Origin of the sequence: Pseudomonas sp. 22515 (assembly GCF_052044625.1) — a bacterium.
GTDB classification, from domain to species: domain Bacteria; phylum Pseudomonadota; class Gammaproteobacteria; order Pseudomonadales; family Pseudomonadaceae; genus Aquipseudomonas; species Aquipseudomonas alloputida.
This window is the reverse complement of sequence record NZ_JBQENN010000015.1, coordinates 147,785-163,848: the sequence shown is the minus strand read 5'-3', so window position 1 is coordinate 163,848 and position 16,064 is coordinate 147,785. Positions and strand designations below refer to the sequence as shown.

Here is a 16,064-nt window from a genome sequence, read left to right as displayed (position 1 = left end):
CGAAGGCCCCATCCTGGGGCCTCAGCGCTTGACGGGCATCCATGCCCGTCACCTGCCTCCGCAAGGCCTGCGTTCGGCCTTCTGAAGTCGCGAAGATCAAGATCAAGATCAAAAGCCAGATCAACAGCCAGATCAACAGCCAGATCAACAGCCAGATCAACAGCCAGATCAACAGCCACATCAACAGCAGAGGGTTGGCTGTGCTGATCTTCGTCATTCCAACGCAGCGCCATTTCGCCTATTGTCGATGCTCCCTTCCCCAAACCATTGGCAAACCCATGGAGAACGTCATTGTCATCACCGGCGGCAGCCGCGGTATCGGCGCCGCCACTGCGCTGCTGGCCGCCCGCCAGGGCTACCGCATCTGCATCAACTATCTCGCCGATGACCAGGCCGCCGAAGCCATCCTCAGCCAGGTCCGCGCCCTGGGCGCCGAGGCCATCGCGGTGCGCGCCGACGTTAGCGTCGAAGATGAAATCATCCAGCTGTTCCTGCGCGTCGACGATGAGCTCGGCCCGATCACCGCACTGGTCAACAACGCCGGCACCATCGGCCAGCAAAGCAGGGTCGAGGACATGTCCGAGTTCCGTCTGCTGAACGTCATGAAGACCAACGTCGTCGGCCCCATGCTCTGCGCCAAGCACGCCCTGCTGCGCATGGCGCGCCGGCATGGCGGGCAAGGCGGGGCCATCGTCAACGTATCATCGGTCGCCGCACGCCTGGGTTCGCCCAACGAGTATGTCGACTATGCCGCCTCCAAGGGCGCGCTCGACACCTTCACCATCGGCCTGGCCAAAGAAGTGGCAGGCGAGGGCGTACGCGTCAATGGCGTACGACCAGGCTATATCCATACCGGTTTCCATGCGCTTTCGGGTGACCCGGATCGCGTCAGCAAGCTTGAACCTGGCTTGCCCATGGGCCGAGGAGGGCATCCCGAGGAAGTGGCCGAGGCCATCCTCTGGTTGCTTTCGGACAAAGCCTCCTATGCCACCGGCAGTTTCATCGACCTGGGCGGCGGGCGCTGAGCGCGCCCGTCAAGGCTCCAGCAGCTCGCGAACCCGCTCTGCCAGTGCTTCCAGTTCGAACGGCTTGGTCAACACCAACGTACCTTGCAGCGGTTGGCCGTCGCTGAGCGCCGCGCTCTCATCGTAACCGGTGATCAACAGCACCTTGAGGTCCGGGTAGCGCTCACGGCAGCGTTCGGCTACCTGGCGGCCATTCAGGCCGCCAGGCAGGCCGACATCGCTCAGCAGCAAGTCTGGCCGTTCGCCGCTTTGCAGGTGGGTGAGGGCAGACGGACCGTTCTCGAAGGCGTCCACCCGATAGCCCAGCTCTTCCAACACTTCGCCAATCACCAGGCGCAAGGCCGTCTGGTCTTCAACCAACAGAATGCGTTTTGCAGTCTCGCTGCTTCTTTGCAAGAGCGTGCGCGGAGGTTTGCTGATTGGCGCCTGGGCTTGCTCGTGGTGGCGGGGTAACAGCAGCTCGATACGGGTACCCTCGCCAGGCACCGACAGCACCCGTAATTGCCCACCCGACTGGCGCACGAAGCCATAGGTCATGGACAGACCCAGGCCGGTGCCCTGGCCCATCGGCTTGGTGGTGAAGAACGGCTCGACTGCGCGCTCGACAACTTCAGCCGACATGCCGCTACCGTTGTCGACGATGCTCAGCCGCACGAACTCGCTGGCCGGCAGTTCCAGTGCCACGGCCTGCTCGTCGTCAAGCTGCAGGTTGTCGCCAATGATCTCGATCACACCCCCGGCAGGCATGGCATCGCGCGCGTTGATGCATAAGTTGAGCAAGGCGCTTTCCAGTTGGGGAGGGTCGATGAAGGTCGGCCACAGCTGGCTGGCAAAGCGGCTGCTCAGGGTAATCGCCGGGCCGATGGTGCGGCGCAGCAGGTCTTCCATGCCGGCCACCAAGGTGGCCACTTGCGTGGAGCAGGGTTGCAGGGTCTGCTGGCGGGAGAAGGCCAGCAGCCGGTGCACCAGCGAAGAGGCCCGCTGCGCCGCGCTGCTGGACAGCTCCAGCAAGGGCGCCAGAGCGTCGAAGCGTGACTGCTCCAGGCGTTGCCGCATCAACTCCTGGGCGCCCAGGATGCCGCCCAGCAAATTGTTGAAGTCGTGGGCTATGCCGCCACTGAGCTGGCCTACGGCTTCCATCTTCTGTGCCTGGCGCAGCGCCGCTTCGGCCTTGGCCAAGCGTTCCTGCTCCTGTACTCGCTCACTGATGTCATAGGCGAACAGAAACGCGCCCTGTACCACGCCTTTGGGGTCGCGCAAGGCGTTGAAGCGCAACTCATAATGGCGCAGCGCGGGGGGCTTGCCGAAGGTGCCGATCTCGATGAACTGCTCGCCTGCCAGGGCGCGCTGCCACATCGGCAGAACAGGCGTCTGGCCGGCGGCGCCATCCTCGAACAACCCGGGCAGGTAGTCGCCGATTTCGGGTGTCCTCCCGTACAGCAGTTGGAAGTCATGCCTGGCCTGGCGATTGACAGCCAGCCAGCGCAGGTCCTTGTCGATCACATGCACGTTGACCACACTGTGATCGACCAGCTCGGCAAACAAGCGTCGCTCCGCCAGTGCGGCATTCACCCGTAGTTCGAGCTCTTCGTTCAGGCGCTGCAGAGCCTGCTCTGCACGCCGGCGTTCGGTGACATCCTTGAACAGTACCGCTACCTGGCGTTTCTCGGCAGGTTCTATGCGAAAAGTGGTCACCGACAGCACGTGGCCCGTGGCAATCAGTTCCTGCTCGAAGTGCAGCGGTTCGCCGGTGCGAAGCACCGCGCCATAGCGGGCCACCCAGTCATCCGCCTCATCGGGCACCATCTCCCGCAGTTTTTGCCCGACCACGTTGGGGATGCCGGCGTGTTTGGCATAGGCTGCGTTGGCCAGCACGTGCACGTAGTCACTCAGGGGGCCATGGGGGCCATCGAAGAACTCGATGATGCAGAAGCCTTCGTCCATGGTGTCGAACAGTGAGCGATAGAAGTCCTGGTCGTGCGCCTGGTGGCTTGCAAGCCGTTGCTCCAGCAGTGTGTTCTGTCGCTGGAGGTCTTCGACTTGTTGGCGCAGTGAGTTCAGATCACGAGAAGGCATGCCTGCGTCCGGCCAATGAAAAGTCCTGACTTTAACGTGTTCACCTGTAGGCGAATAGCTGCTCAGTGCGACTGGGCGGTGCTCCCCAGCAGCCGTTCAAGCGCCTGGGCAAGTGCTTGAAGATCGAATGGCTTGGCCAGCAGTTCGGTACGCCGGTTGGGTCGCGCATTTGCCGTACTGTGTGCAAGGTCATAGCCTGTGATCAGCAGCACCGCGGCATGGGGTGCACTAGCTCGGCAGGCGTCCGCGAGTTGGTAGCCATCGATACCCCCTGGCAGGCCGACATCGGTGATCAGCAAGTCCGGCGCAGGGGCTTCCTGCAAGGCCTTGTAGGCCTGGCGGCCATCTTCGAATGCCTGAACTTCATGGCCCTGGTCCAGCAATACCTCCAGTATGACCAGGCGCAGGGCCGGCTCGTCTTCCACCAGCATCACCTTGCACACGCGCCGCTGATGTGAGGCCGCAGGGGCAGGCCCTTCGACGTGGGGGCCGGGTGAAGCGGCGGCGATGCTTTTATCGCAGGGGAGATACAGGCTGATGGCCGTACCCTGGCCAGGCGTGCTATCGATGACCACCTGGCCACCGGATTGCCGCACAAAGCCGTAGACCATGGACAGCCCAAGGCCAGTGCCCTGGCCGAGCGGCTTGGTGGTGAAGAAGGGCTCAAGGGCGCGCTGCATCACTGCTTTGGACATGCCCATGCCGGTGTCTTCAACGCGGATACGCAGAAACTGGCCAGCGGCCAGGCCCCGCTGTCTGGCTTCGGCGCCTTGCACGTCGACATTGGCGCAACCGATGCTCAAGGTGCCGCCAAGCGGCATGGCGTCACGGGCGTTGATGCACAGGTTGAGCAGCGCGTTTTCCAGTTGCTGGGCGTCTATTCGGATAGGCCAGAGTCCGGCATGTGTCTGGTCGTGGTAGTCGATATAGGGGCCGGTGGAGCTGCTGATCAGGTCGTGCATACCGGCCACCAGTTGCTGCACATCGACCCGTTGCGGGACCAGCGTCTGCTGCCGTGAGAATGCCAGCAAGCGCTGCACCAAGGCTGCGGCGCGTTGGGCGTTGTGCCGGCTGAGTTCAAGCAGCTGCGCAGTGTCCGCCAGGCGTTGCTGCACCAGACGTTGCCCGGCCAGTTCCAGGGCGCCAAGGATGCTGGCCGGCAGGTTGTTGAAATCATGGGAAATTCCGCCGGTCAACTGGCCGACCGCCTCCATTTTCTGCGCCTGGCGCAGTGCTTCTTCGGCCTGCTGCAGGCGTTCCTGTTCGGTCACGCGCTGCGTGATGTCATAGGCGAACAGGTAGCCGCCCTGAATTCGCTGCTGAGCATCGAGCCACGGGTGGTAGCGAATTTCGTAGTGGCGTGGTGCGTCGTCCAGCCCGAAGGTGACGGTGTCGATGAACGCTTCCCCTGCCAGTATGCGCGGCCATATCGGGGCCAGGCGGCCCATGATGTCGGGTTGATCGGTCAGGAACTGGGGTACGTAGTCGCCAACCTGCGGCACGAAGCCTCGGTAACGCTCGAAGGTTTCGCGCGCCGTGCGGTTGATGGCCAACAGGCGCATGCTGCGGTCGGCAGCAAACACGTTGGCCACGCTGTTGTCGAGCAGTTCTCCAAGCAGCCTGTCATGCGCCTGGACGCTGTCCTCGCGCTCTGCCAGGCGTGCTTCCAGTTCTGCGACACGCGCCTGCAACTGGGCAAAGGACGCAAGCGTATCTGGCGACATGACAAGGGCCTGATGATCGGATCGAGCAACTATAGTCGCCCCTCGGGCCCCTTGCTATCAGAACGAGCGAATGATCCGCCCGAGGGTTTCCATGGCCTGTTCGGCGCCGTCATGCCAGGGGCTGCCGTAGTTCAGGCGGATGCAATTGCCAAAGCGTCGGGTGGGCGAAAAGATCGGCCCAGGGGCGATGCTGATGCCTTGGGCCAGGGCCATGTGGAACAGCTTGAGGGCGTCCATCTGCTCGGGCAGTTCCAGCCACAGGAAGTAGCCGCCGGAGGGCTGGCTGACCCGTGTCTGCGCCGGGAAGTGGCGGGCGATGGCTGCCAGCATGTTGGCCTGCTGGCCCTCCAGCGCGTAGCGCAGCTTGCGCAGGTGGCGGTCGTAGCCGCCGTGTTGCAGGTAGTCGGCGATGGCCGCCTGGGCCGGCATGGAGGCACACAGGGAGGTCATCAGTTTCAACCGCTCGATCTTCTGCGCAAAGCGCCCGGCGGCCACCCAGCCAATGCGATAGCCCGGTGCCAGGCTTTTGGCGAACGAGCCGCAGTGCATGACCAGGCCCTGGGTGTCGAAGGCCTTGGCGGGTTTGGGCGCCTGTTGCGAGTAGTACAGCTCGGCGTACACGTCGTCTTCGATCAACGGCACCTGATGGCGCGCCAGCAACTCCACCAGGGCCTGTTTCTTGGCCTCCGGCATGCTTGCACCCACCGGGTTCTGGAAATTGGTCATGCACCACACGGCCTTTACCGGGTGCTTTTCCAGGGTCTGCGCCAGCACCCCCAGGTCCATGCCCTCGCGCGGGTGTACGGGGATTTCCACGGCCTTGAGCTTGAGCCGCTCCAGCACCTGCAGGCAGGCATAGAAGGCCGGGGCCTCGATGGCGACCAGGTCGCCCGGCTGGGTCACGGCCTGCAGGCACAGGTTCAGGGCCTCCAGTGCGCCGTTGGTGATCAGCAGCTCTTCCATCGGCAGCATCAGCCCACCGACCATGTAGCGCAGGGCGATCTGCCGGCGCAGCTGCGGGTTGCCGGGGGACAGATCGGTCACCACCATGCGCGGGTCCATGCTGCGGCTGGCACTGGCCAGTGAGCGGGACAGGCGTTGCAGCGGGAACAGTTCAGGGCTGGGAAAGGCTGAGCCGAAGGCAATGGTGTTGGGGTCCTTGATCGAGTCGAGGATCGAAAATACCAAGGCGCTGACGTCGACATCGGTAGACTCGCTCACCGGCTGCAGCGCCTGCGGCTCGCAGAACTGACGCGGAACGTGGGCGTTGACGAAATACCCGGAGCGCGGCCGGGCGCGGATCAGCCCGCGGCGTTCCAGCAGGTAATAGGCCTGGAACACGGTAGACGGGCTGACCCCGTGGGTCTGGCTGGCGTAGCGCACGGACGGCACGCGCTGGCCGGGGCCCAGCACCCCGGAGCGGATCAGTTCGGCAATGTCATCGGCGAAGCGTTCGTAGCGTTTCATTCTGGCCTTCTGTCCAAGCCTGGCAGGCAAGGTGGCGTGAGTGTAAGGGATCAGCGGTTCATGGGGGCGACGAAGCGACTGTGCGCCACGCTGCGGATAGCGGGGTCGTCACGCTCGCTGATTTCAAAGCTCAGTGTCTGCGAGCTGCTGGTCGGGCGCTCGGCGAGCATCGCCACCGACACCGGCAGTTCGCTCATTTCGCCAGCAGGGATGACCAGTGCGCTACTGCCCTGCAGGGTGAAACCGTCAGCGTCCAGCAGGCGCAATTGATAGTGCTGGGTACGTTCGGTCTTGTTGATGACCTTGAGCAGGTAAATGTTCTCGATCTGGCCTTGGGCGTTTTCGCGGAACAGGCCGCGGTCCTTGATCACATCCAGCGATACCATCGGGCGCATCTGCAGGGCCACCACCAGTGCCCCGATCATGACCAGCAGTGCGGCAGCGTAGCCCAACAGGCGCGGGCGCAGCCAGTGGGTGGTACCGCCTTGCAGGCTGTGCTCGGACTTGTAGCCAATCAGGCCGCGGGCGTAACCCATCTTGTCCATTACCCCGTCACAGGCGTCGATGCACGCGGCACAGCCGATGCAAGCCATCTGCAAGCCATCACGGATGTCGATGCCGGTGGGGCACACCTGCACGCACAGGGTGCAATCGATGCAGTCACCCAGTCCCTGGGCACCGACATCACTGCCTTTCTTGCGCGGACCACGGGCCTCGCCACGACGCGGGTCGTAAGCGACCGCCAGGGTGTCCTTGTCGAACATCACGCTCTGGAAGCGCGCATACGGGCACATGTGCAGGCACACCGCTTCACGCAGCAGGCCGGCATTGATGTAGGTAGCGGCCGTGAAGAACAGTACCCAGAACAGTGCCACACCGCCCAGTTGCAAGGTGAGCAATTCTGCGGCCAGTGGGCGGATCGGGGTGAAGTAGCCGACGAAGGTCAGCCCCGTGAGCACGCCAATGGCCAACCACAGGCTGTGTTTGAGCGTGCGACGGGCCAGTTTGTTCAGGCTCCAGGGCGCCGCGGCCAGCTTGATGCGCTGGTTGCGGTCCCCCTCGGTAACCTTTTCGCACCACATGAATAGCCAGGTCCAGGTGCTTTGTGGGCAACTGTAACCGCACCAGACGCGCCCGGCGTAGACGGTGATGGCGAACAGGCCAAAGGCACAGATGATCAGCAACGCCGACAGCAGGATGAAGTCCTGTGGCCAGAAGGTGGCGCCGAAGATGTGGAACTTGCTGTTTCCCAGGTCCCACAGCACGGCCTGGCGGCCGTTCCAGTTCAGCCAGGCCGTGCCGAAGAACAGCACGAACAGGGCGCCGGCAAAGCCGATGCGCAGGTTACGGTAAAGCCCGGTAAAGCTGCGGGTCTGGATGCCGCTGTCGGTGCGTCGTGCTTGGATGCTGGCTGGGGCGGTGGCGATCTCTGTAAAAGGGATTCTATCGTTCATGGTTCGGTGCTCATCAGGCCTCGATCAGGCATGAGCACTATGGCGCTGAAGCTGTTATCAGCACAGGTTCAGATTTTACGATAAAAACCATATCAGATTTGCCGCATGGCCCCGCCAAGCCTCATATCACCGAGCCTGGCGCGCTGGCCTTCAGATGCCTGCGGCTATCCACCGCACCCGCCACGGTCAGTGCATCGGCCTCGGTTTCGGTAATGGGCACGCGTTGGCCGGCCAGTACTGCCACCGACATACGCAACTGTTCGTCGGTGATGATCTCGATATCCGGGCCTTCGCCCTCGATGCGCAGGCCTTCGCCGATCAGCGTGCAGCGGCGGGTGGTTTCGTCGATTTCAATGGGCATGGTGGGGTCCTCCCGGGGTGATTACAGGGTGGACCGCGGTCAGGGGCCAGTTGCTGCATCAGCAAGCTGAGCGGCACTTTGCAGTACGTGTGACGGTCAACCATGCAGAGGGCAGGCCTGCTGACGTGGCGGGCGGATTCATGAAGCTCAAGCAGGGGACACAACTGCGATGGACGTCATCTGGCAAGCAATCCAGGCGGAATTCGCCGATGTCACCGATGAGCGCGAGGTCACGCAAATCCTTGTGCGCTTGCTGATGGCTGCTGTGCTCGGCGCAGTACTGGGCTTCGAGCGCGAACACAAGGGCAAGTCTGCCGGGGTGCGTACCCACATGCTGGTGTCGCTGGGGGCCGCCCTGTTCGTGCTGGCGCCCAGTATGGCGGGGGCCGATGAACAGGCACTCAGTCGGGTGATCCAGGGCATCGTTGCCGGTATCGGTTTTCTCGGTGCGGGTACCATTCTGAAGGGTAACGGCCAGGACACCAGCCATGTGAAGGGCCTGACGACCGCTGCCGGGCTATGGATGACGGCTGCCATTGGCACGGCGGCTGGCATGGGGCGCGAAGCCACGGCGCTGATCAGCACGGTACTGGCCCTGCTGGTACTGGGCACGATGCCGTTGCTGGTGGAGAAGGTCGAAGGACAGAATGAGGAGAAGCAGAAGGAGGAAGAGGGCAGGAAGCACTGAGGGGAGCCGAAGCTCCCCTCAAAGCGTTGTTGCCTGCTCTTTTTTTATTATTGGGACCGGCCTTTTGTTGTTTTTGTCGGCTTGTCCTGGTGTTGCGGGCGACCCCCATGCGGGGTCAAGAGCAAACGTATTTTTTTGAGCGCTGACCTGCTTTCATCATTGCTGATCCGAACCTGGCTGCCGCTACCTTGAGGTAGTTTTATTGTTCTGTGCCAGACCGCGGGGCGAACCCCTGAAAAGCGTGTCGACTCCAAAAAAATCTGCTTGCTACGCCTCTGCCGTGTTGTTCTTGTTATGTCAGAGCCGTTACCTGTTGTTTTTATTGGGTATCGCGTTTTTTTTGTTCTTGTACCAGAGATATAGCAGGGTGCGTGCCAACTTTTAAAAACCCTTTAAAATCAATGACTTAAGAATTTTTGTCGACATCGCTTAGCCTGAAATTCTGCCGATTTGTTTCCCTGTTACCCGATTTTTTGCTGTGAAATGTGCGGGAGGTAACACTTCACCCACACCAATGTGACACCGGTGTGACCTATTGTGCGCTGCACGCCCGTGCTACCCGCGACCCGTTGTCGCGGCCCAGCACGCCGCTGATGCGCTGGCCGGCGGCTATCAGCCGGCCCAGGTCGATGCCGGTTTCAATGCCAAGCCCCTGCAGCAGGTACACAACGTCTTCACTGGCGATATTGCCGGTAGCACCCTTGGCGTAAGGGCAGCCGCCCAGCCCGGCTACCGAGCTGTCGAATACGCTGATGCCCTCGAGCAGGCTGGCATAGACGTTGGCCAAGGCCTGGCCGTAAGTGTCATGGAAGTGTCCGGCCAACTGCTCGCGCGGTACCTGGGCCGACACCACCTCGAACAGGCGTCGGGTGTCGCCTGCGGTGCCGGTGCCAATGGTGTCACCCAGCGAGACCTCGTAGCAGCCCATGTCGTGCAGGGCGCGGGCCACTGGGGCCACCTGCTCGGCGCTGACCTTGCCCTCGTAAGGGCAGCCAAGCACACATGACACATACCCGCGCACGCGCACGCCGTGGCTGCGCGCAGCGTCCATGATGGGTTCGAAGCGCTTGAGGCTTTCGCTGATCGAGCAATTGATGTTGCGTTGCGAGAACGCTTCGGAGGCGGCAGCGAACACCGCTACTTCCTTGACCCCGGCAGCCAGGGCGTCCTCGAAACCGCGCAGGTTCGGCGCCAGTGCGGCATACGTCACACCGGGGCGCTGCTGGATGCCGGCGAATACCTCGGCAGAGCCGGCCATCTGTGGCACCCACTTGGGGGACACGAAACTGCCCACTTCTATATAGGCCAGGCCCGCTTCGGTGAGGTCGTTGACCAGGCGTACCTTGTCGGCGACGCTGATGGGCTGGGCTTCGTTCTGCAGGCCGTCGCGGGGGCCGACTTCGACCAGGCGGACGTGTTTGGGCAAGGACATGGCGGGTTTCCTGTGGCGTTCAGCGGTTGTCTTTGTTGTTCAGGGTGGCGGCCAGGGCTTGTTCGCAGCGCTCCTGGGCGGTGTCCAGTTCCAGTTGCATCTGATGAATGTCCAGCATCTGCTGCTCCAGCTGGGCGCGGCGCTCGGCAATCTTCGCCAGCATGCTGTTGAGCTGTTTGAGGTTGCCGCTGGTGGGGTCGTACAGTTCGATCAACTCGCGGCACTCGGCCAGGGAAAAGCCAATGCGCTTGCCGCGCAGGATGAGCTTCAGGCTGACCTTGTCGCGCGGTGAGTAGATACGTTCCAGGCCACGGCGCTCAGGGCTGAGCAGGCCCTGTTCTTCGTAGAAGCGGATAGCGCGGGTGGTGATGTCCAGTTCGCGGGACAGGTCGGAGATGCTGTAGGTCTGAGTGCTCATGCTCGGGCTCGGCGTGGGGTATGCGGATATCCTGAGGGCAGGTTGACGTATACGTCAAGAAGAGGCCGCCAAGGATTATTCCGACAACCCTGATCTGCGATACGCATTGGGCGTTTGACCACTCAAGCGCTTGAACCACCGGGCGAAGTAGGTCGGGTCGGTAAACCCCAGGCTATCCGACAACTGCCCGATGCTCATCCGCGTGTAAATAAGGTTGCGTCGCGCCTCCAGCAACAACCGCTGGTGCACCACCTGCAATGCAGTCTGACCGCTCAGTGCCCGGCACAGCTGGTTCAGTTGCAAACTCGGAATATTCAGCCGCGCGGCAAAGTCTTCAACCGACAGATGCTCGCGGTAATGCGCTTCGACCAGGCGCAAGTATTGCCCCAGCAACAGGCGGTCACGCTCATCACGGTTACGCGGTGCCTGCCCTTGCTGCTGACGGCGGCTGATCCACACCATCAGCGCGGTCACCAACGCTTCCAGCATCGCGGCGCGTGCCGGGGCATTGCCTTGGTACTCCCGCTGCAAGGTGTCGACCAGGCTGCGCAGGTGCACGCGGTCATGGCCCAACGGATAACACGCAGGTTGTGCCAGCACCGTCAGTGGCGCGCCCAGGCGCTGTTCCAGGTTCGCTACAAGGGCAGTACCAAAGGTCAGGACATAGCCCTGGATATCGGCGCTGAAGCGAAAGCCATGCACGGTCATCGGTGGCACGACCTGGATCGCCGCTTCGCCGATGGCACTGCGCACGCCCTCGATCTCCACCTGGGCCTGGCCACGCTGTACATACAGCAGCTGGAACAGCTCGGCATGCTGGTGCGGCTTGATCTCCCAGTGATGCAGCCGGCTGCGTGCCGGGATCGATTCGCAGTGCAGCAGGTCGGTGCCGGGCCAGGCCTGATTTTCGCCATACAGCTTGAACAACGGGACGCCGGGGAGGGTGGATTTCATCTGGGTTGGCCTGTCCGTTAATCGAACGCTTTTCGTAAAAGTGCAGGTTTTTTATGGAATAGCACACTTAAACGGCGTTTTCTGCCAGTAAAAATGCAATGGCAAACCCTAACAGCAGATGCCGCCCCGCTGCCAGTCCCAGGCCGGTATCGTCCGAACAGAGACAACAACAATGAAAACTCAGGTTGCAATTATTGGTGCAGGTCCGTCTGGCCTGCTGCTGGGCCAGCTGCTGCACAAGGCCGGTATCGATAACATCATCGTCGAACGCCAGACCGCCGAGTACGTACTAGGCCGCATCCGCGCCGGGGTGCTGGAGCAAGGCACGGTCGACCTGCTGCGCGAGGCCGGCGTGGCCGAGCGCATGGACCGTGAAGGCCTGGTGCACGAGGGGGTCGAGCTGCTGGTTGGTGGGCGCCGTCAACGCCTGGACCTCAAGGCGCTGACCGGTGGCAAGACGGTGATGGTCTACGGCCAGACCGAGGTCACCCGTGACCTGATGCAGGCCCGTGAAGCCAGTGGTGCGCCGATCATCTATTCAGCCGCCAACGTTCAGCCGCATGAATTGAAAGGCGAGAAGCCCTACCTGACGTTCGAAAAGGATGGCCGGGTGCAGCGGGTTGACTGCGACTATATCGCCGGCTGCGACGGCTTCCACGGCATCTCGCGGCAGAGCATCCCGGAGGGCGTGCTGAAGCAGTATGAACGGGTTTACCCGTTTGGCTGGCTGGGCCTGCTGTCGGACACACCGCCGGTCAATCACGAGCTGATCTACGCCCACCATGCGCGCGGTTTCGCGTTGTGTAGCCAACGCTCGCAAACACGCAGCCGCTACTACCTGCAGGTACCTTTGCAAGATCGGGTCGAGGAGTGGTCTGACGAGCGTTTCTGGGACGAACTGAAAGCCCGTTTGCCCGCCGAGGTGGCGGCGGACCTGGTCACAGGCCCCGCGTTGGAAAAAAGCATTGCGCCACTGCGTAGCCTGGTGGTCGAACCCATGCAGTATGGTCACCTGTTCCTGGTGGGTGACGCGGCGCACATCGTCCCCCCTACGGGTGCCAAAGGCCTTAACCTGGCGGCCTCGGACGTCAACTACCTGTACCGCATTCTGGTCAAGGTGTACCACGAAGGGCGCGTCGACCTGCTTGCGCAATACTCGCCGCTGGCACTGCGCCGCGTGTGGAAGGGCGAGCGCTTCAGCTGGTTCATGACCCAACTGCTGCATGACTTCGGTAGCCACAAGGACGCTTGGGACCAGAAGATGCAGGAAGCTGACCGCGAGTACTTCCTGACCTCGCCGGCGGGGCTGGTGAACATTGCCGAGAACTATGTGGGGCTGCCGTTCGAAGAAGTGACCTGATCCGTCATTGCGCAAACCTGGCACTCATGCAGGGAGCAAGGGCTGCATTGGTCAGCGAATGGCTTGCCGGTAATTACACCAAGGCTTGAAGTCGAGACTGCGTATGACCGACAGTGCTTCGCTGAATAGGTGATGGCAGGATGCATGACGATGAAATATCCCACCCCGCTGATCGGCGCTCTGTGCCTGCTGGTTACCAGTAACTGGGCCGGCGCCGACCAGGTATTGCCCACGCCACCGGAACTGGCCTCCGGCTACCGCAGCGGTTTGCAGCCGGTGCACGCCAGCCGGCACATGGTTGCCGCAGCCAACCCGCTGGCCAGTGAAGCGGGGCGGGCGATGTTGCGTGCCGGCGGCAGTGCGATTGACGCCGCCATCGCCATGCAGATGGTGCTGACACTGGTCGAGCCGCAGTCCAGTGGGATCGGTGGCGGGGCGTTCATCCTGTACTGGGATGGCAAGCGCGTGCAGGCATTCGACGGGCGTGAAGCAGCACCTGCGGCGGTGACGGATAAGCTGTTCCTGCAAGCCGATGGCACACCCATGCCGTTCCGGGTGGCGCAGATCGGTGGGCGTTCGGTGGGCGTGCCCGGGGTGCTGCGTGCCCTGAAACTGGCCCACGAGCAGCACGGCAAGTTGCCCTGGCACGACCTGTTCGCCCCGGCCATCGCCTTGGCACGCAACGGCTTCGCGGTTTCCGAGCGCCTGCACACGCTACTGGCCGGGGACCCCTACATTGCCCGTTCACCCGCAATGGCCCGTTACTTCCTGGATGAACAGGGTAGGCCGTTGGCTGTCGGTACGATCCTGCGCAACCCTGAGTTGGCCCATACCTTGGAGCAGATCGCCGCACAGGGGCCCGAGGTGTTCTACAGCGGTGAAATTGCCGAAGCCATCGTCGCCACGGTGCGTGGCCATGCCAATGCCGGGTATCTGTCGCTGCAGGACTTGCAGCAGTACCAGGCCAAGGAGCGCGAGCCGTTGTGCGGCCCCTACAAGGCCTGGCAAATATGCGGCATGCCGCCACCCTCCTCGGGTGGGGTGACTGTGCTGCAGACCTTGGGCCTGCTCGAAGCCGTGCAGCGCACCGCGCCGCAACGCGACCTGGCAGCGCTGCGACCGCTGGCCACCTCGTCCCCGGCACGCCTGGAAGCTCCGCCCTTGGCCGTGCACCTGATCGCCGAGGCCGAGCGCCTGGCCTACGCCGACCGCGCTCAGTACCTGGCCGACAACGACTACGTGCCCGTCCCGGTCAAGGCCCTGACCGATGCTGCTTATCTGGCCAGCCGCGCGGCGCTGATCGGCGAGCACAGCATGAAGCGCGCCCGTCCGGGCCACCCGCAAGGAGCGGACCTGGCACTTGCGCCCGACCGCTCGCCACTGCGCATCTCCACCTCTCACCTCAGTGCGGTGGATGACAGCGGCCAGGCCCTGGCCATGACCACCTCGGTGGAGGCCGCATTTGGCTCGCACCTGATGGTCAAGGGCTTCCTGCTCAACAATCAGCTGACCGACTTCTCGTTCATCCCCCACGAGCACGGCAAGCCTGTGGCCAATCGGGTGCAGCCGGGCAAACGGCCGCTGTCGGCCATGGCGCCGACATTGGTGTTCTCGCGTGCCACGGGCGAGTTTGTTGCGAGCCTCGGTTCGCCGGGTGGTTCGCAGATCATCGGTTACGTGAACAAGGCACTGGTCGGCCTGCTGGATTGGCAGCTCGACCCGCAACAGGCCGCGGGCCTGCCCAACTTCGGCAGCCGCAATGCCGGCACCGAAGTGGAAGCAGGGCTGAGCAGCCCGGCGCTGATCCGCCAGTTGGCAGCCTGGGGCCATGAGGTGACACCGATGACCATGACCAGCGGCATGCAGATCATCCAGCGCAGCGGCGAGGGTTGGTCAGGCGGTGCCGATCCTCGGCGGGAAGGAGTGGCCCTCGGTGACTAGCCGTGATAGAACGCAGACTTGCCATTCAGTCGTTGAATATCTAGATGTCTATCAGCGTGAAATCGAATAGAGCTCTGTTCGACCTCGACCTGCTGCGTGCCATTGTCGTGGTGGCCGACTGCGGCAGCTTCACCACCGCTGCCGCGCGGCTGCATTCGACCCAGTCGACGATCAGCCAGAAAGTGCGCCGCCTGGAAGACATGGTCGGCCACCGCCTGCTGGTGCGGGGCAACCGTGATGTGCTGCCGACCGACGCCGGGCAGACCTTGCTCGGCTATGCCCGGCACATGCTGGCCCTGAACGATCAGATGCTTGAAGCCCTGGCCGGGGCGATGGTGGGCACCACGGTACGGCTTGGTGTGCCCGAGGACTTCGTGGGCGGGCGTACCACCAATGCGCTGTCGGCATTCAGCCGGCTGCACCCACAGGTGAAGCTCGAAGTGACCAGCGGCTTGTGCCGTGACCTGAGCCAGGCCTACGACAATGGCGAACTTGACCTGGTGCTGCTCAAGCAGCGGCGCAACAGCCGTGAGGGCGTGGCCTGCTGGCCAGAGCGTCTGCAGTGGATCGACAGCGCACACTCGCCTGCCTTCGAGCTGGACCCGATCCCGTTGGTCACCTTTCCGCCACGCGGCCTGTACCGCGAGGACATGATCAACGCCATTGAAAGCATGGGTCGGCGCTGGCGCATCAGCTTTACCAGTTCCAGCCTCAGTGGCATCCAGGCTGCGGTCGCCGATGGCATGGGTATCAGCCTGCTGCCACCCAGGGCGGCCACCGGCGAGCACAGGGTGCTGGGGGCCGGGCAAGGGCTGCCGGAGGTCGACAGCTATGAGATCGTCATCGTGCACCGGCCGACGGCGGATGTGATGGTCAAGGCGTTGGCTGAGGTGATGACGCAGTTGCTGGCGGGCGGTGGGATCTGACGGTCAGAGGGAAATGCGCTTGCACATGACCCAACGCCAGCGCGATCACTGTGGGCTTTTCCGGCGAGCACGGGCTAAGCCCGTGCCATGCACCGTGCAGCCTGCTTAGCGGGCATGCCTGCCACATTGACCGCCTGCAACCTTGAGCCTGCCCCAACCCTTCATCGGCCACGGTGCGTTATACCTTGGTCGACAGCCACGTTTGCCACTAGGCCTGAGCCCCCCTGTGGGAGCGGCC

At 62.9% G+C, this 16,064-nt stretch carries 13 protein-coding genes; 5 read left to right on the top strand and 8 right to left on the bottom strand.

Annotated features, from left to right (window positions below; genetic code table 11):
• Positions 1–278 precede the first annotated feature (278 nt).
• Positions 279–1,025 carry an SDR family oxidoreductase gene (locus ACTJJN_RS16050; protein WP_012052110.1) on the top strand — a complete coding sequence of 249 codons (747 nt, stop codon included), beginning with the start codon at positions 279–281 and terminating at the stop codon, positions 1,023–1,025.
• Between the two features lie 9 nt (positions 1,026–1,034).
• Here the strand turns inward: ACTJJN_RS16050 and ACTJJN_RS16045 are convergent, their stop codons facing one another.
• From ACTJJN_RS16045 to ACTJJN_RS16025, 5 genes are all read right to left on the bottom strand, one after another.
• A complete protein-coding gene (locus ACTJJN_RS16045) occupies positions 1,035–3,101 on the bottom strand; it encodes a PAS domain-containing protein (protein WP_440781418.1) in 2,067 nt (688 codons plus the stop codon).
• A gap of 62 nt (positions 3,102–3,163) precedes the next feature.
• Complete coding sequence (locus ACTJJN_RS16040; protein ID WP_440781417.1) at positions 3,164–4,825, bottom strand: ATP-binding protein; 1,662 nt, start codon at positions 4,823–4,825, stop codon at positions 3,164–3,166.
• Between the two features lie 57 nt (positions 4,826–4,882).
• Positions 4,883–6,292 (bottom strand): GntR family transcriptional regulator MpaR, encoded by a 1,410-nt coding sequence (gene mapR / locus ACTJJN_RS16035; protein WP_054889555.1) that lies wholly within the window; start codon positions 6,290–6,292, stop codon positions 4,883–4,885.
• A gap of 50 nt (positions 6,293–6,342) precedes the next feature.
• The gene (gene ccoG / locus ACTJJN_RS16030; protein WP_012052113.1) at positions 6,343–7,746 is read right to left on the bottom strand and encodes a cytochrome c oxidase accessory protein CcoG; all 1,404 of its coding nucleotides are present in this window, start codon (positions 7,744–7,746) and stop codon (positions 6,343–6,345) included.
• Between the two features lie 121 nt (positions 7,747–7,867).
• The gene (locus ACTJJN_RS16025; RefSeq protein WP_440781416.1) at positions 7,868–8,107 is read right to left on the bottom strand and encodes a DUF3203 family protein; all 240 of its coding nucleotides are present in this window, start codon (positions 8,105–8,107) and stop codon (positions 7,868–7,870) included.
• 169 nt (positions 8,108–8,276) lie between these two features.
• Here ACTJJN_RS16025 and ACTJJN_RS16020 point away from each other — a divergent pair, with 169 nt between their 5' ends.
• The gene (locus ACTJJN_RS16020) at positions 8,277–8,795 is read left to right on the top strand and encodes an MgtC/SapB family protein (protein WP_012052114.1); all 519 of its coding nucleotides are present in this window, start codon (positions 8,277–8,279) and stop codon (positions 8,793–8,795) included.
• A 532-nt stretch (positions 8,796–9,327) separates the two neighbouring features.
• Here ACTJJN_RS16020 and ACTJJN_RS16015 read toward each other — a convergent pair.
• The 3 genes from ACTJJN_RS16015 to ACTJJN_RS16005 all read right to left on the bottom strand — a co-directional run bounded on the left by ACTJJN_RS16015 (position 9,328) and on the right by ACTJJN_RS16005 (position 11,599).
• Positions 9,328–10,227, bottom strand: a complete 900-nt coding sequence (locus tag ACTJJN_RS16015) for a hydroxymethylglutaryl-CoA lyase (protein WP_003247838.1) — start codon at positions 10,225–10,227, stop codon at positions 9,328–9,330.
• A gap of 19 nt (positions 10,228–10,246) precedes the next feature.
• Entirely contained in the window at positions 10,247–10,645 is a 399-nt protein-coding gene (locus ACTJJN_RS16010) for a MerR family transcriptional regulator (protein WP_003247847.1), read from the bottom strand.
• Positions 10,646–10,720: 75 nt separating this feature from the next.
• On the bottom strand, positions 10,721–11,599 hold the full coding sequence (locus ACTJJN_RS16005; RefSeq protein WP_003247849.1) for a helix-turn-helix domain-containing protein: 879 nt from the start codon (positions 11,597–11,599) through the stop codon (positions 10,721–10,723).
• 172 nt (positions 11,600–11,771) lie between these two features.
• Between ACTJJN_RS16005 and pobA the strand changes: the two genes are divergently transcribed.
• The 3 genes from pobA to ACTJJN_RS15990 all read left to right on the top strand — a co-directional run bounded on the left by pobA (position 11,772) and on the right by ACTJJN_RS15990 (position 15,826).
• The gene (gene pobA / locus ACTJJN_RS16000; protein WP_014753390.1) at positions 11,772–12,959 is read left to right on the top strand and encodes a 4-hydroxybenzoate 3-monooxygenase; all 1,188 of its coding nucleotides are present in this window, start codon (positions 11,772–11,774) and stop codon (positions 12,957–12,959) included.
• A gap of 150 nt (positions 12,960–13,109) precedes the next feature.
• The gene (gene ggt, locus ACTJJN_RS15995) at positions 13,110–14,900 is read left to right on the top strand and encodes a gamma-glutamyltransferase (RefSeq protein ID WP_440781415.1); all 1,791 of its coding nucleotides are present in this window, start codon (positions 13,110–13,112) and stop codon (positions 14,898–14,900) included.
• A gap of 44 nt (positions 14,901–14,944) precedes the next feature.
• Positions 14,945–15,826, top strand: a complete 882-nt coding sequence (locus tag ACTJJN_RS15990; RefSeq protein WP_088512705.1) for a LysR substrate-binding domain-containing protein — start codon at positions 14,945–14,947, stop codon at positions 15,824–15,826.
• The last annotated feature ends 238 nt before the right edge of the window (positions 15,827–16,064 follow it).

Bases quoted from the DNA above. Each gene is read 5' to 3' on its own strand.
- ACTJJN_RS16050 (WP_012052110.1), top strand. From the start codon at position 279: ATGGAGAACGTCATTGTCATCACCGGCGGCAGCCGCGGTATCGGCGCC.
- ACTJJN_RS16045 (WP_440781418.1), bottom strand. From the start codon at position 3,101: ATGCCTTCTCGTGATCTGAACTCACTGCGCCAACAAGTCGAAGACCTC.
- ACTJJN_RS16040 (WP_440781417.1), bottom strand. From the start codon at position 4,825: ATGTCGCCAGATACGCTTGCGTCCTTTGCCCAGTTGCAGGCGCGTGTC.
- mapR (WP_054889555.1), bottom strand. From the start codon at position 6,292: ATGAAACGCTACGAACGCTTCGCCGATGACATTGCCGAACTGATCCGC.
- ccoG (WP_012052113.1), bottom strand. From the start codon at position 7,746: ATGAACGATAGAATCCCTTTTACAGAGATCGCCACCGCCCCAGCCAGC.
- ACTJJN_RS16025 (WP_440781416.1), bottom strand. From the start codon at position 8,107: ATGCCCATTGAAATCGACGAAACCACCCGCCGCTGCACGCTGATCGGC.
- ACTJJN_RS16020 (WP_012052114.1), top strand. From the start codon at position 8,277: ATGGACGTCATCTGGCAAGCAATCCAGGCGGAATTCGCCGATGTCACC.
- ACTJJN_RS16015 (WP_003247838.1), bottom strand. From the start codon at position 10,227: ATGTCCTTGCCCAAACACGTCCGCCTGGTCGAAGTCGGCCCCCGCGAC.
- ACTJJN_RS16010 (WP_003247847.1), bottom strand. From the start codon at position 10,645: ATGAGCACTCAGACCTACAGCATCTCCGACCTGTCCCGCGAACTGGAC.
- ACTJJN_RS16005 (WP_003247849.1), bottom strand. From the start codon at position 11,599: ATGAAATCCACCCTCCCCGGCGTCCCGTTGTTCAAGCTGTATGGCGAA.
- pobA (WP_014753390.1), top strand. From the start codon at position 11,772: ATGAAAACTCAGGTTGCAATTATTGGTGCAGGTCCGTCTGGCCTGCTG.
- ggt (WP_440781415.1), top strand. From the start codon at position 13,110: ATGAAATATCCCACCCCGCTGATCGGCGCTCTGTGCCTGCTGGTTACC.
- ACTJJN_RS15990 (WP_088512705.1), top strand. From the start codon at position 14,945: ATGTCTATCAGCGTGAAATCGAATAGAGCTCTGTTCGACCTCGACCTG.